At 62.2% G+C, this 14,838-nt stretch carries 13 protein-coding genes and 2 pseudogenes; 9 read left to right on the top strand and 6 right to left on the bottom strand.

The window, feature by feature from the left end; all coding sequences use genetic code 11:
- Positions 1 to 48: 48 nt before the first annotated feature.
- Positions 49 to 1,305: an IS21 family transposase gene (istA, locus tag ACM61V_RS16210; protein ID WP_419713831.1), complete on the top strand. Its 1,257-nt coding sequence runs from the start codon at positions 49 to 51 to the stop codon at positions 1,303 to 1,305.
- Positions 1,302 to 2,156 (top strand): IS21-like element helper ATPase IstB, encoded by an 855-nt coding sequence (gene istB, locus ACM61V_RS16215; protein ID WP_419713830.1) that lies wholly within the window; start codon positions 1,302 to 1,304, stop codon positions 2,154 to 2,156. Before istA ends, istB begins: the two co-directional genes overlap by 4 nt.
- Positions 2,157 to 2,232: 76 nt before the next feature.
- Here the strand turns inward: istB and ACM61V_RS16220 are convergent.
- A pseudogene (locus ACM61V_RS16220) lies at positions 2,233 to 3,588 on the bottom strand (c-type cytochrome); the annotation flags it as partial.
- Positions 3,589 to 3,891: 303 nt separating this feature from the next.
- A complete protein-coding gene (locus tag ACM61V_RS16225) occupies positions 3,892 to 4,386 on the bottom strand; it encodes a hypothetical protein (RefSeq protein ID WP_286772149.1) in 495 nt (164 codons plus the stop codon).
- Between the two features lie 522 nt (positions 4,387 to 4,908).
- Here ACM61V_RS16225 and ACM61V_RS16230 point away from each other — a divergent pair.
- The 5 genes from ACM61V_RS16230 (at position 4,909) to ACM61V_RS16250 (ending at position 10,029) form a co-directional block, all read left to right on the top strand.
- Complete coding sequence (locus tag ACM61V_RS16230; protein WP_286772150.1) at positions 4,909 to 5,439, top strand: YybH family protein; 531 nt, start codon at positions 4,909 to 4,911, stop codon at positions 5,437 to 5,439.
- Positions 5,440 to 6,262: 823 nt separating this feature from the next.
- Positions 6,263 to 7,576 carry a type II restriction endonuclease gene (locus ACM61V_RS16235; protein WP_286772151.1) on the top strand — a complete coding sequence of 438 codons (1,314 nt, stop codon included), beginning with the start codon at positions 6,263 to 6,265 and terminating at the stop codon, positions 7,574 to 7,576.
- A gap of 70 nt (positions 7,577 to 7,646) precedes the next feature.
- Positions 7,647 to 8,525, top strand: a complete 879-nt coding sequence (locus ACM61V_RS16240; protein WP_401531203.1) for a DUF4396 domain-containing protein — start codon at positions 7,647 to 7,649, stop codon at positions 8,523 to 8,525.
- A 733-nt stretch (positions 8,526 to 9,258) separates the two neighbouring features.
- Positions 9,259 to 9,576, top strand: a complete 318-nt coding sequence (locus ACM61V_RS16245; RefSeq protein WP_401531081.1) for a hypothetical protein — start codon at positions 9,259 to 9,261, stop codon at positions 9,574 to 9,576.
- A gap of 279 nt (positions 9,577 to 9,855) precedes the next feature.
- Positions 9,856 to 10,029 carry a hypothetical protein gene (locus tag ACM61V_RS16250; RefSeq protein ID WP_286772155.1) on the top strand — a complete coding sequence of 58 codons (174 nt, stop codon included), beginning with the start codon at positions 9,856 to 9,858 and terminating at the stop codon, positions 10,027 to 10,029.
- 268 nt (positions 10,030 to 10,297) lie between these two features.
- Here the strand turns inward: ACM61V_RS16250 and ACM61V_RS16255 are convergent.
- Positions 10,298 to 10,609, bottom strand: a pseudogene (locus ACM61V_RS16255) (MauE/DoxX family redox-associated membrane protein); the annotation flags it as partial.
- A 102-nt stretch (positions 10,610 to 10,711) separates the two neighbouring features.
- Here ACM61V_RS16255 and ACM61V_RS16260 point away from each other — a divergent pair.
- Positions 10,712 to 10,957, top strand: coding sequence for a transposase (locus tag ACM61V_RS16260; protein ID WP_419714150.1), 246 nt, complete (start codon positions 10,712 to 10,714; stop codon positions 10,955 to 10,957).
- A 31-nt stretch (positions 10,958 to 10,988) separates the two neighbouring features.
- Here ACM61V_RS16260 and tnpC read toward each other — a convergent pair whose 3' ends face one another.
- Positions 10,989 to 12,653, bottom strand: a complete 1,665-nt coding sequence (gene tnpC / locus ACM61V_RS16265; RefSeq protein WP_419714151.1) for an IS66 family transposase — start codon at positions 12,651 to 12,653, stop codon at positions 10,989 to 10,991.
- 85 nt (positions 12,654 to 12,738) lie between these two features.
- Here tnpC and ACM61V_RS16270 point away from each other — a divergent pair, with 85 nt between their 5' ends.
- Positions 12,739 to 13,938, top strand: coding sequence for an IS256 family transposase (locus tag ACM61V_RS16270; RefSeq protein ID WP_286772157.1), 1,200 nt, complete (start codon positions 12,739 to 12,741; stop codon positions 13,936 to 13,938).
- A gap of 93 nt (positions 13,939 to 14,031) precedes the next feature.
- Here ACM61V_RS16270 and tnpB read toward each other — a convergent pair whose 3' ends face one another.
- A complete protein-coding gene (gene tnpB, locus ACM61V_RS16275; RefSeq protein ID WP_353744683.1) occupies positions 14,032 to 14,373 on the bottom strand; it encodes an IS66 family insertion sequence element accessory protein TnpB in 342 nt (113 codons plus the stop codon).
- Entirely contained in the window at positions 14,370 to 14,726 is a 357-nt protein-coding gene (tnpA, locus tag ACM61V_RS16280) for an IS66-like element accessory protein TnpA (protein WP_401531084.1), read from the bottom strand. Before tnpA ends, tnpB begins: the two co-directional genes overlap by 4 nt.
- Positions 14,727 to 14,838 lie beyond the last annotated feature (112 nt).

The raw sequence follows: 14,838 nt of genomic DNA on the forward strand, positions 1-14,838 counted from the left end.
GGGCAACGCCAAAATCGGCGCGATGACCTCCTGCGGGAGGCGGCGCTGATGATCCGACTTGGAGAAGCCATGATGATACTGGAGTTGCACCGGCAGGGGCTGTCGGTGACGGCGATCGCCCGCCGGACGGGCCGTGATCCCAAGACCGTTCGCAAATACATCGAGCGCGGCGTCGAGGTGCCGGTTTACGGCCCCCGCAAGGCCGGGCGGCCGAGCAAGATCGCGCCCTACATGGAGTTCCTGCGCGAGCGCGTGACGGCGTTCCCCGAGCTGACGGCCTCGCGCCTCACGCGCGAGATCAGGGAGATGGGCTATGCCGGCGCGTACACCGCGGTGAAGCGCTACCTGGCAGCAATCCGGCCCGACCATGATCCCAAGCCTTACGAGGTTCGCTTCGAGACCAAGGCCGGCGTGCAGGCCCAGGTCGACTTCGCCCGGTTCGTCGTCGAGTTCACCGACGAGCCGGGCGTGGTGCGCATCGTCTGGCTGTTCAGCCTGGTGCTGGGCTACTCGCGCCTCGTGTTCGCCCGCTATGTGCTGCATCAGGACCTGCAGACGCTGCTGCGCTGTCACATGCAGGCGTTCGAGGCGATCGATGGCGTGCCGATCGAGATCCTCTATGACCGGATGAAGACCGCGGTCACCGGCGAGGACGACCAGGGCCACATCGTCTACAACACCTCGCTGCTGGCGCTGGCGAAGCACTACCGGTTCCAGCCCCGGGCGTGCCGGCCCTATCGCGCCAAGACGAAGGGGAAAGTTGAGCGGCCGTTCCGCTACATCCGCGAGGACTTCTTCCTGGGCCGATCCTTCCGCAACATGGAGGACCTCAACGCCCAGCTCGTCGAGTGGCTCGACACGGTGGCCAATGTCCGGGTGCACGGCACGACGCAGCGCGTGGTGGCCGAGGCCTTCGCCGAGGAGCAGGGAGAACTGCAGCGGCTGCCCGAACACCGCTTCAACGCCGTGCTGAAGCTCGAGCGGCGGGTTACCCATGACGGCTTTGTGGCGGTCGGCGGCAACTTCTACAGCGTGCCTGACCGCACGCGCCGCATCGTCGAGGTCGAGCAGCTACCGGACGTAGTCCGGGTAATCGATCGCGGCGTTGTGGTTGCTGAGCACCCTGTGCTCGAAGGACGCCTCCAGTATCGCATCGACCGGCGTCATCGCACCGGAAGGCCTCAATCACGGCCACAGGAACGGCGCACGACGATGATCGGCCGGCTCGGTGACCATGTGCCGCTGCGCTCGCTGGCGGTTTATGAAGCCATTGGCGCGAGCCTGGCGATGGAAGGACGGCCATGAACGGCGCGGCACCATCCTCGCGCGTCGACTCGATCCGCCGCAGCCTGGTCAGCCTCAAGATGCCGCGGGCGCTTGAGATCCTCGACGCGACCTTGCGACGCATCGAGCAGGGCCAGATCGACGGCATCGAGGCGCTCGACGATCTGCTCGGCGAGGAGCTGTCTCTGCGCGAGAACCGCCGAATCAAGGCGGCCCTGCGCATGGCGCGGCTGCCCGTCGTCAAGACGCTCGCCGGCTACGACTTCTCGTTCCAGCCCTCGCTCGACCGCAACCGCATCCTGGCGCTCGCCGGCCTCGACTTCATCGAGCGCGCCGAGGTCGTCCATCTGCTGGGCCCGCCCGGCACCGGGAAAAGCCACATCGCGACCGCGCTGGCGGTCGAGGCCGTGCGCGCCGGCAAGGCGGTCTACTTCATCCCGCTGGCTGATCTGATCGCCCAGCTCGCCAAGGCCGAGCGCGAGGGCACGCTTCGCGAGAAGATCCGCTTCCTCACCAGAGCGTCGCTGCTCGTCGTCGACGAGATCGGTTACCTGCCGGTCACACCCGGCGGCGCGAACCTGTTCTTCCAGCTGGTCAACGCCCGCTACGAAAAGGGCGCCATGATCCTCACCTCTAACCGCGGCTTCGCCGAATGGGGCGAGGTCTTCGGCGATGCCGTCGTGGCGACGGCGCTGCTCGACAGGCTGCTGCACCACGCCGTCGTCATCCAGATCGAGGGCTCCAGCTACAGGATGCGCGAGCACGCCGCGCTGGTGCCCGAAAACGTCCGCGCCGGCGTCACGTTCAATCCACCGCCAAAGCGTCGCGGCCGCCCGCCAACGAAAGGAAAACCCGATCCCGAATACGGCTGATCACCGCATAGCTCAAACCGCCAGCATAGGGAATTTTAAGCGCCCACATCTGCGGAAAGTTCGGGGCCCTTTGACAAGCGCCGCTGATCCCGATAGCATAGGTGGCGACCGCCCAGGTAATCCCGCCCGCGAGGAGTGCGCCGATCCACCCGCCATGAACATAGCGTAGCGCATCACCACGCTCGGCCTTGCGAAGGAAGGCGATCATGGCGACGACGATGAGCAGCGCTTCCAGCCCTTCGCGTAGCAGGATCGTAAAAGCACCCACGAAAGTGGAGGCCCTTGTTGCCGTATCGGGCGCGAGCGCGGCTTCCGCTTCGTCGAAAAGCCCGTCGAGCACCGTTACCTTTTCGGCGAGATCATCGGGCGCGGCGCCGCGATCAATCGCAGCGCGATACTCGCCCATCTTGCTTTCGATACGACCCATGACCGTCGCGTCGCGGGCGGTGAGTGTCGGTTCGATCGGCTCGAACCCGTCAAGATAGGCGGACAGTGCCAGCTTTTTCGCCGTACGCCAGTCGCCACGCCGGGCAGCGGCGACGCTTTCGCCTAGCTTGGTCCGCGCTACCGCCAGCGAGCCAGGAGCCTGTTGCATGACCTGGTCGGGCTGACGGCGCAGAAACGCGAGCACCGCATCTGCCTTGGCCTCGCCAATAGCCGCTCCAAGGGCGGCTGGGGTGATCGTGGCTAAAGTTTTAAGATCCGGAATGCGCTGGCGAAGCGCCGCGTCCGCCCTCCACAGCCGTTCCCCTTTACGCGCCTGTGCGTCGCTGAACGCAAAGCTTCCGGCGCGGAACGCGACCGCCCAACGCTCATCAGTTGGCAGATCGGCGAAGCTCTGCATCGCGGTTCCATCGATCCCCTGTGTGACCGCTTGGTAGAGCGCGAACACGCTGCGCTGGCGCGCGCGTGCCGCATCAGTAAACGCGATTGGAGGGGTTGAGAGCTTGGCCGCGTCAGGGCCATGCCCGTTGCCTGTCATCCCGTGGCAGGCCGAGCAGGTTTGTTTGAACAAGGCTGCTCCCCCGGCGATGTTCGGGATCTTGTCGGGCGCAAGCGGCACCGGATAGGCGACAAGCAGATCGGCCGCAAGACGGTGAGCGAGCGTTGTAACGCCTCCCGGCGCGCTCTTTCGGGCAATCATAGCTTGGAGGTTGGCGGCCCCTTCGATGAGCGCCTTGCGCTCTGCCATAGCCGGCAGATTGCGGAGACGACCCGAAACCGAGGCTGCGAACTCGGTCATCTCGGCATATTCGGACGCATTCTTAATGCGGCCGTGCTCGACCGCGCCGCTGTAGTCGACCGCCACATAGTCAAGCAGCCGCCATGCGGTTTGCACCTCATCGTGGTCGGCTGTATGGGCCGCGTGAAGAGCTTCAGGTATCGCGACGAGGAAGAGCAATGCGATTAGTGTCTGACGCAGGGACCGCAGTAAGAAACCGGACGTCCCGATCGCGCCGGAAGGCGCGAAATAGGCAGCCGCACTGTGTGCGCCGATAGTCAGTTCGGTCATCTCGCCTCGTACATTTGCCGCATTAACAAAAAATATTGATTGCGATCAACTCGCATTAGCGCGAATCGGCACGATTACCAGCAAGTGTTGTCGCGGAGCGCAGACCAACGCGCAGGCGGAGCGGCGATTTCGTATGCCACCGCCGAAGAAACGCCTCCTGTCTCTGGCCTCCCCGCGCCGTGGACAGCCACAGCAACCGCAACACTATCTCGTACGGCGCACTCAAAATAGGAAAGACAAAGCTGCGGCAATCAGCCCCGACGCCAACAAAAATGAACATACCAATCTATGTTCGCGACGTTTATTGGCGACATTCTGGATTCGTATGACGGTATCACCCGCGGAGCGCTCTTCGTTGTACCGTGATTTTCCGAAAATTCGGTCGGCGTCTTTTGAACTCAGCCCGAAAAACGCCATTGCGTCTGTCAGATGTGGATCCCGCAATCCATTCAAACGAAGAATAGGATCAAGATAAGCTATTTCTATGGCAGTTCCGCTCGTCAATAGCGTCTTTTGCTCCGCGAGCGTGAGGCACCACGTCGGCGGCAGCAAACGTAGCATCTCGGTCGGACGGCGATTGAGCAATTCGATCCAGCGAGCGAGTCGCTGCTGCTTGCTTAGTGTTCGCGACAGCGCTGACCAATTCCGTTTGACGCGGCGAATCGGAAATAACTGAGTCAACTGCATTACGCAGCCGCCCTGCGAACGCTTTGCCATTAGAACCCGCCACCAAAGATCGCCTTCAACATTTCGCGGTCCTGCCTTATAGCGCGATCTTCGAAACGGCAGGCGTCTTCAGGTTCAAATGCGCGCGCATAGCCGGTCCCAGGTCAGCGACGGATTGTCCCCGTACACCCCGACTGCAGGCTGACTGGATGATTAAAACGGTGTCATCAGCAGCAGCAGCCTTTTTCGGTTGGTCAAGCTATTGGATTGGAGGCTTCAGAGGCGGAATCCAGTTCCGCAGCCGAAGATCGCGGATGTTCTATCGCCGTCGGAAGGGAAACACTCATCTTTCGCCTCTCACTTCGCGGGAATGTCGAGCCTTCCACGTCGTCAAAATATTGAAGGCCTCGATGAAGATGGTGCGGGCGATTAGCGATTGGCTTCGCCGCGGGCCGGCTCTCTCGAGCGATTGGGTTGCAGCCGCGCAAGTTTGCCACGCGAGGTCTTGACGCAGGTGAACGATCCCCGCCAAGCTGCACCAATCATTGAAACTGCTCTTTTGAAGGTAAGATCATGCGCGCTACGTTCTTTCGTGCCCAGACACGCCCAGACACATCAGCGTGGTGTCGGCGTGCATTGCGGAGCGGTCTACCGCGCTTCCTCGCTATCGCGACATTACTGACCACTCCTGCCTTCGCCCAATCAGGTTCACCGGAGACCGTAGCGGTTCGGGCGGTTCTCGAACAATATAAGGAGGCGATCGAGCGCCTTGATGCTACCGGCACAGAGCAATTGTTCTCTTCCGACTCCGAGATTTTCGAAAGCGGAGGCAGCGAAGGGACTTATCCGCAGTATCTCGCGCATCACCTCGGACCAGAGCTTAAGCAATTCTCTTCGTTCCGTTTCAGCAACTACCGCGCGTCGGTCAGAATGGAGGATGGCCTTGCGTTAGCGGACGAGGCTTACGACTACACGATCACAACCAGGAATGGCGAGAAGGTTCAGCGGCGCGGCGTTGCCACCAGCGTGCTCAAGAAAGTTTCTGGAAGTTGGAGGATTATGGTCCTACATACGTCGAGCCGCAAGCCTCCGGTTGACAAGTAAACGGGAAACTCCGGGGTTCGATTGGCTGCTACGCTGACGAGACCACCTTGAGGCAGGCGCGGCTTGCGTGGGGATTTTGATGATACTTTGCTTGCGGCCGGGCCGACACAAAATTGTCGGCCCGCGCCCGCTAACACCGCATTGTCTGTTCTGCGTTTGCATATAGTATTGACGCGTATATCGCGAGCTTTCTCGCGCAGACGCGAGCGGGGCCTGGATCCATCAAAGAGTAATCGCGCAGGCCATAGGTTCCCAGGTGAGGATGGCCTGCCCGCCGCGTGAACCCAGATGGAGGGCTGCGGAGCGGCCAAATCTGGCTCCAAGCCTGGCTTGGGCGTACCATTGACCACGATAGCAGTCTTCCAGGCGGTTTGGCCGCCTCAAAACTGAAAATTGTTGTTGCTTTCGCCAACGGCGCGCCGCGACAATGCGAGGTTTCACGGGGAAATCTTCTCGGATCCTGCCTCGGCGTCGGCAGCGTTGCAGCGGCTGACGAAGCGAGAGAGCGGCGCGACGGCTCGTGGCGCCGATCGCGACAATGCCGCAACACAGCCGAAGTCAGCTTGTCCAAGGCTGTGCCTTACGGCAGCTTCGGCCGCCAATCATTCTCCTTCAGGATCGGTGCGCGATGCGGCTTGTCGAAAATGGCTCGTACAGGCATGCACAAGCCATCGTATTTGACGTAATGTGAGGGTTGTCCGCACGCCGCTACGCATGACCGCGCAGTAAACTCGGCAGCGAATTCCGCCTGATCAGATACAAACGCTCGACGATTCCAAGAGGCCATTCTAACCTGCACGTCTCCAGGGGGAATTCCGGACCTATGACGACTACCAGCTGCCAGCCCATTCAAAGTGAGACGCACGACGGCCTTGTTCGCCGGTTGGTCATGCGCTGGCGCGACGACCCTGGCGCGACCTACCGGAACTGGTTTCTGTGGGACGAACGGCTCAAGAACTTCCGCTCGATCCGGCGCGGCATCGCCCAGGTTGTCGACGAGATCGAGGTGGGTACGTTCGGCGTCGCCTATCGTGGATCTTCACTTGAAACCGTCGTCCACTCCGTCGCGGAACAGCGCCAAATCTTTAGAGGCGCCGACCATGCATTTCTCTGGAAACCGAAACTGCGCATCCCCGACATCTACGAAAGCGCCGACAACCAACGCGCGTTCGGTCGTCTGCTCGACTCTTGTTCCTGCTGCGACACGGCTGAGGAGATCATCGGCCATATTCACGCGATCGACCGCTTGAAGATCAAGGGGCTCGGGCCGGCTGTCGCCAACCTGCTCTATTTTCTTCACCCAACGCTGATGCCGCCCTTCAACACCGCTATCGTCAGGGGCTATAACGCGCTGACCGGCGCAAACGTGAAGCTCGGGAGCTGGGAGCATTTTCTGGCAATGCGGACCGGCATTCTCGATTTGAACGAACGCCACCGCGACCTCCTGTCGAACGACCTTGGCGCGATCGGCGGCTTGCTGTTCGACATCGGCTCCGATCGCTACCCTGCTCCTCCCCTCGATGGAACTGGAGCAGCGCTGACGACCTGGAGTCAGCAACTTGAGGCAGCGCGCGAGGAAGCGCGCACGCTCAGCAAGGCCGCGCAGCGTGAAGGTGAGAACGAGCGCACGCATACCGAGATACAGGCGTGGCTTCGCGATCTAGGGCTGGCGATCGGCTATGACGTGTGGATCGCCGCAAACGATCGCAGCCGGTCCTTCAACGGATCGCCCCTTGGAGCCGGTTGCCTTGAGCGCCTGCCCGACACGATCGCGACGTCGAAGGGCGCGGACTCCATCCGCCTGATCGATGTTCTGTGGCTTGAGAAGGCCGGCGATCACGTGGCCGCCGCGTTCGAGGTGGAGCATTCGACCTCGATCTATTCGGGCATCGTCAGAATGCTCGACTTGGCGCTGAGCGGCAGCGATCTTCACGCGACCGCCGGGCTGTTCCTTGTCGCGCCAGACGCGCGCGAGGCGGACGTTCGCGCGCAATTGCAGCGACCGGCATTCAGCCGCGTCGCCGACCTCGACATATCCTACTTGCCCTATGGCGAGCTGGAGAAGAATAGGGATGCCATCGCGCGGTTCGGATCGGGGTTGAAGGCCATCAAGGCCGTGTCCAGCAAGCTCGCCTGAGACGCCGGCGAATAAGGGTTTGCGTTCGGAGCCGCGTATCCTCTAGCAGAGGAGCAAAGCTGCCGTGACGATGTCTTCCCAAGTTCCCTGGCTCGATTCCGTGCTGGTCGCGTGGTTCGTGCTGACCGCACTTTCCGTCGCCTACGTCGCGTGGGATGCCTTCACTCGCAACCCCGAGCTGAAAGTGATGAAATGGGGGTGGCTGCTGGTCACGCTCTACGGCGGTCCGATCATGGCCGCGGCCTATGTCCTGTCCTGCCAGGAACCCGCGAACGAGCGGCATGAGGATTTTGTTCGGCCGCTATGGAAGCAGGCATTCGGCTCGGCCATCCATTGCATGGCGGGCGACGCGACTGGCGTCATCGCCGCGGCCGCGATCACCACGGCGCTTGGCTTGCCGATGTGGCAGGACGTGGTCGCGGAATATGCATTCGGCTTCGCGTTCGGGCTGCTGATTTTCCAGGCGCTGTTCATGCGCGACATGGCGGGCGGTTCCTATAGGGGGGCGCTGCGCATGTCGTTCATCCCCGAATGGCTTTCGATGAATGCCGTCATGGCCGGCATGATCCCGACGATGGTGGTGTTGATGAGCCGCGACATGGCCGCGATGCACGCCAGCTCGCTGCGCTTTTGGGGCGTCATGTCGCTGGCGACACTCGTTGGTTTCGCCGTCGCCTATCCGATCAACCTTTGGCTTGTCGGCGTGCGCTTGAAGCACGGCATGGGCACGGTGCGGGTGCTCGGGCATGGCGGCCACGAGGTCGCGGCGGACCGGCGATCGGTGACGGAGATGCCCGGCATGGAGCATGACGCGATGCAGGGGATGAGCGGCATGGCGTCCGGCTCGCGCGCGACTCCGCCGCAGATCGCCGCGATGGCGATGCTAACCCTTGTCATGCTTGGTGCAGGCGTCGTCGTTGCAACGCTGTTCGGGCGCTGGGCAATGTAGCGTTGCCCTGCGGAACGATATCGGCAAGGGGTGAGCGCGCACAGCGCGTAGTTATGATCGATGGAGTCCGAACGGAGATAAACCGATGCATCAGATCGACCCCAACATGAGGGCGTGCATGGACGCCTGTCACGAATGCAACGTGACCTGCCTCCATATGGCGATGAACCATTGCCTTGAGACGGGCGGTCAGCACACCCAGCCGGCGCACGTGAAGATCATGTTCGACTGCGCGCAGATTTGCGCTGCCGCGATCGACTTCATGGCGTGCAACTCCGCTCACCGTCAGCATATCTGCCGCGATTGCGCTGAGATTTGTCGGGCGTGCGCCGCGAGTTGCGAGGGGTTGGACGGAATGGAAGACTGCGCCGCCGCGTGTCGCAAATGCGCCGACGCTTGCGATCGGATGGCAGCCTGAACGGCACTGGCGCAGGCACTCGAACCGGCTACGCACGAGAACACCGCGCGCTCCGATCAACCCACCCTTGACGGCCAACGGGATTCAGCCTCGCGGAACGAACAAGCAGCAGCACAACGTCAAGGATAGAGATGGAGTTAGGCGCCAGACTGCGATCGTCCTCTTCAACATATATATTACAAAGTTCCAACATAAACAGTTATGATCATATCAAGTTAAACCTTGGCTTACTGGAATGTTCATGAGAAATTCATGGGCCTCGCATTACTTCTAGCATTGTTCTCCGTGTGAGCAGACGCGCGAAGGAGAGTAGTAATGTTACGCAAGATGTTTGCCGCCGCGGTGGCCGCCACTTCTGTTACGGCGATGATGCCGAGCGCGGCAACCGCCCAAGAGTGGGGCCATAGCGGCAGCCATGCGCCGCGCGCCTACGAGGGAGGACATAATGAGCATTGGGCGGAACGAAGCAGGCACGACAGCCATGGGTATGGTAGTCGACCTGGCCACAGCCAGCGCTGGGGACATGCGAGCGGAAATGCCCACTACGCGGGCGACGATTATTACCATTCTCGACCGACCGTCCGCTGGGGTGGCCATAATCGAGGCCATGGCAACACCTATTACGGCCATTGAATCGCGCCCTGCCCTGTCGCGAGTTAACATGAACCGAAGAACCGGGCACACCGCCCGGTTCTTTTGCATTCAGGCGCGCGCAGACGTGAGACGCCGGCCGGAAACAACTCATGAGGGGACTTTAGTACAGGATCTGCGGCAGCATGCCGTACCGAGTGTCGATGAATTCCGGCGGCGGCAACTTGGCTGTCATCGATTTCATCAGGGCGACAAGGACTTGACAGATGATTAAACAATACTCGTCTCCACCGCCGGAATTCCCCGGAATGGAGATTTGCCATGCGTCGCCTTTTCCTCCTGCTGCCCGCAGCCGCACTCATTGCCCTGCCCCAGATCGCCGCCGCCTCACCCCACCACAAGGGCGCCAAGGCGGCCCATTCGCATTCACAGGCCGCCAAACATGTTCACAAAGCACCTATGAAGATGAAGGCCGCGCACGCGAAAGCCAAGTAATCGCATTCAGCAAAGGCATAGAACACGAGTCACTCCTCCGGGAGGGACTCGTGTTGAATATCGGCATCTACTGACGATTGCCGTTCGGCGACATTTTAGAGTTGGTATTGCGTTCGCGGCAACGGCACGGCGATCTAACCTCATTCCCAAGCAATAGACTCTTGAGGCTATAGAATTTTCTGCACAGGTCGGGCGTGGACGCTCAGCCGCCAACCTACCTTGCGCTTTACCAGACGATCGGTCCGATTTTTCACGTTGCGGGCCAGCCTCACATCGGGGGCAACGCCATCGCCGTCGAAGCCGGCGCCGCCAGCATCCAAAGCGCCATCGCCATCATCATCACGTTCTCGGTGAGCGAAATGAAGCCGAGCGGCACGTTGATGTCCCCGCCCACGCAAACGCACTTCAGCTCTCGTTTGTCGATATAGACGGCCTTGAACACCGAAACGGCGCCGATCATCCCGATGATGAGCGCCACCGGCACCGACAGCCAAGTCAGCGCGCCCGCCGCCATTAGCCCCCCTGCCCCAGCTTCCGCGAATGGGTAAATGTAGGAATAGGGCACCCAGCGCTTCGCCGTAACCGAAGGGGTGAGGCCGCCTGCCGGGAGGTGAGATGAGCGGGTAAGAGACGTCCATAAGGACGTCGATATGGACGTCCTGAGCGAGAGCGAGGGGTGGCGGTGGAGGTATTGGGCCGGGAACGGCGACGTCATTGGGCGGACGCGGAGAAGCTGGAGATCCTCGCCGCGGTGGGGCTGAACGGCGAGACGTTGGCGCGCGTTGCGCGGTGCTACGATGTGTCACGAAGCCAGATTTATAATTGGCGCGGTCAGTTCAAAAAGCGAGGATTGCTGCCGGCGCCGGTTGGGCCGACCTTTGTGCCGGTCGACATCGGCGCTCCCATGCTGAACGCTGAGCCCGCGTAAGCATTCGCCGGAGACCGCAGGGTAGTTTGGATCAGGCGGCGATTGCGATCTGAGTGTTGCGCCAATTCCACGGCAGCAGTTCGTCGAGGCGGTTGGCGGGATGGTCGGCGATGCGGGCAAGGACGTCGGCGAGCCAGGCGTGTGGATCGACGTTGTTGAGGCGAGCGGTCTGGATGAGAGAATAAGCGACCGCCGCCCGCTGACCGCCGCGGTCGGAGCCACAGAACAACCACGACTTGCGCCCGAGAGGTACACAGCGCAGCGACCGCTCGGCGGCGTTGTTCGACAAGCAGATCCTGCCATCGGTGAGGAAGCGGGTGAACGCGTCCCAACGGCGCAGCATATAGTTGATGGCCTTGGCGAGATCGTGGTTGCGTGAGATCCGGGCGAGTTGTGCATTCAACCAATCGTGGAGCTCGCTCATCAGTGGCGCGCTGAGTTCATGCCGGACCGCGCTGCGCTCGGCCGGGCTCTTTCCGTTGATATCGCGTTCGATCGCGAACAGGGTGTCGAGCTTCTGCACGGCCTCGAGCGCGATCGGGTAGACGATCGGTGCCTTCTTGCCACGGCTCTTCTTGCGTGCCGCGCCCTCGACGTCAGCGAGCTCGAAAAACTTTCTGCGCGCATGAGCGAAGCATCCCGCCTCCAGGATCGGCCCCGGCTGCCGGTTGGGCACATAGAGCTCATTGTAGCCGGTATAGGCGTCGGCCTGCAGAATCCCTGACCAGCCCGCGAGGTGGTGCCGTGGATGGTCACCGCACCGATCGCGGGAATAGTAGAAGACGACCGACGGCGGGTCGTTGCCCCCGAAGGGGCGATCGTCACGCACGTAATCCCATAATCGACCGGTGACAGTCTTGCCCTTGGCCATGACCGGCACGGTGGTATCGTCGCCATGCAGGCGCTCGGCAGCGAATGTGTGCCCCTCGATCAGGTGGAAGACCGGCATGAGCGCGTGGCAGGCCGCACCGATCTGGTCGGCGAGGGTCGACACGCTGAGCGGCACACCTTCGCTGGCGAAGCGCTCGGCCTGGCGGTGGAGCGGCTGATGCTGGCCGTATTTGTCGAACAGCAGCATGGCGAGGAAGCCGGGGCCGGCCCATCCGCGCGGCGTGACGTGGAACGGCGCAGGCGGTTGGGTGATCTTCTCGCAATCGCGGCAGGCGAACTTCTCGCGCACTGTCTGGATGACCTTCCACGCGCGCGGGATCACCTCGAGCGTCTCGGTCACGTCCTCGCCGAGCTTGGACAGGTGCTCGCCGCCACAAGCCGGGCACGAGCACGGCGCGGGCACGATGACGCGTTCGCGTGGCAGATGTTCGGGGAACGGCTTTCTGACCGGCTTCCTGCGCTGGAATGCGGAAACGGTCGCCGTCTTCGCCGCGGTGGCTTCGGCGGCGAGTTCGTCCTCGGCCGCGTCGGCTTCCAGATCCTCAAGCTTGAGCTCCATTTGTTCGAGCAGGCGGCGGGTGCGTTCGGCGCTGGGACCATATTGCTCGCGCTTCAGCTTCGCGATCTGGAGCTTGAGGTGCGCGATCATCGCCTCGGTGGTGCTCGCGAGGGCACGGGCGTTGGCCAGTTCGGCCTCGACATCTGCGGCGCGTTGCTCGGCCTCGTCAGCTCTCAGAAGCGCCGTCGCGAGGAGCGCCTTGAGCGCATCGGCGTCGTCCGGAAAGGGCGAAACGGCAGCTTCCACAAGCGAAGTGAATCATCGCCAGCCGCCGGGCCTGTCGGAAATTTTGTGCGCGGAGCCATAAGATGGAAGAGAAAGGACCATCGGCATGGCGATCGAGAAGGACGTATTGGATCAGTTGCTGGCAGGGCGGGATCCGAATGAGCTGTTTGCCAAGGACGGCTTGATAGACGAACTGAAGAAGGCGCTGTCGGAGCGGATGCTGTCAGCGGAGTTGGATGATCATCTGGAAAGCGAGGAAGCCGCGGGCGCTGCCAATCGGCGTAACGGTTCGTCGAAGAAGACGGTGTTGACGGGTGCGTCGAAGATGACGCTGGACATACCGCGTGACCGGGCCGGGACGTTCGACCCGAAGCTGATCGCCAAATACCAGCGGCGCTTTCCCGATTTCGACGCGAAGATCATCTCGATGTACGCGCGGGGCATGACGGTGCGCGAGATCCGCGGGCACCTCGAGGAGCTGTACGGCATCGACGTCTCGCCGGACCTGGTTTCGACGATCACGGACGCGGTGCTGGAAACGGTCGCGGAATGGCAGGGCCGCCCGCTCGATATTTGCTATCCGCTTGTTTTCTTTGACGCGATCCGGGTGAAGATCCGCGACGAAGGGTTCGTCCGCAACAAGGCGGTCTACATCGCGCTGGGCATCTTGCCGGACGGCACGAAGGAGATCCTCGGCATCTGGATCGAGCAGACCGAGGGTGCCAAATTCTGGCTGCGCGTGATGAACGAGCTCAAGAACCGTGGCGTGGCCGATATCCTGATCGCGGTCGTCGATGGCCTGAAGGGCTTCCCGGAGGCGATCAACGCCGTATTCCCGGAAACCGTCGTTCAAACGTGCGTGGTGCACCTGATCCGCAACTCGATGAGCTTTGCTTCCTGGAAAGATCGCAAGGCCATCGCCAGTGCTCTGCGCAGCGTCTATCGCGCGGAAAATGCCGATGCCGGCCGCGCCGCGCTGGACGCCTTCGAGGAAGGCCATTGGGGCCGAAAATATCCTGCAATCGCACAAAGCTGGCGCCGCCATTGGGAGCAGGTCATCCCGTTTTTTGCATTCAGCGCGCCGATCCGCCGGATCATTTACACCACGAACGCGATCGAGGCGCTCAACTCAAAGCTACGCCGCGCTGTTCGTACCCGCGGCCACTTCCCGGGTGACGAGGCCGCGATGAAGCTGTTATACCTTGTTCTCAATCAGGCGGCCGACGAGTGGAAACGGGCCCCGCGCGAGTGGTTCGAGGCTAAAACCCAATTCGCCGTTATCTTCGGTGAACGGTTCATCGCCTGATGAACGAAACCGGCTCCGCGCACAAAATTTCCGACAGGCCCCAGCCGCCCGGTGCAACCTGAAAATGCGGTGGCCTGCGAAGGAAACCGACGCTCAGCCAGCGCTCTGCGGACGCCAGGAATACTGCGGGTTGCGCCAGTCGATCCCGTCGAGCAGGCAGGAAAGTTGCGAACTCGTCAGCGACACGACGCCGTCCTTCGCCGAGGGCCAGATGAATTTACCTCGCTCGAGCCGCCGCGTGTAGAGCGACATAGCAATCCCGTCGTGCCAGATAATCTTGATCAGCGTGCCGCTGCGGCCCCGAAAGACCCACAGATCGCCGGCGAACGGGTCCCTGGTGAAGTGCTGCTGGACCATCGCCGCCAGACTCTGCATCCCACGTCGCATATCGGTGTGGCCCATCGCGATCCACACTCGCGCGCCCGATGGAATCACCGCACCGCCCTCAGTGCGGCCGCCGCCAGCGCGGGTGGCGCCGACGCCGAAATCCGCATGCGGCGCCCATCGGCCATCTCCAGCACGATCGCCGCTTCCGGCTCGGGCGGCGGCGACGGAGCCAGGGTCGGATCGGGCGCATCGTCGACCACCGCCGGAACGAAGGCAGCCCGTGCGCGGCGCAAAGCAGCCCTCCGCCACTCATAGATCAGACTGCGAGAAATGTCGTAACGCCGGGCAACGTGCTGGACCTTCGCGCCCGGCGCGAACGCCTCCCGCAAAATCTCCAGCCGCTCCTCATCCGACCAATCCCGGCGGCGGTTCGCCCCCGTCAACACCGTTACCTGTGTCATCGCCGTCCTAACGTGCGTCCTTATGTGCGAACTTAAGGACGTCCTGAGGACACCGCCGCCCATCAACAAGCGGCTCCCGCCGGATGGCTACGAGCCCGCGCGCGGGGAGCGG

The sequence above is a fragment of the Sphingomonas sp. TX0543 genome (assembly GCF_048565505.1).
Taxonomy (GTDB): Bacteria; Pseudomonadota; Alphaproteobacteria; order Sphingomonadales; family Sphingomonadaceae; genus Sphingomonas.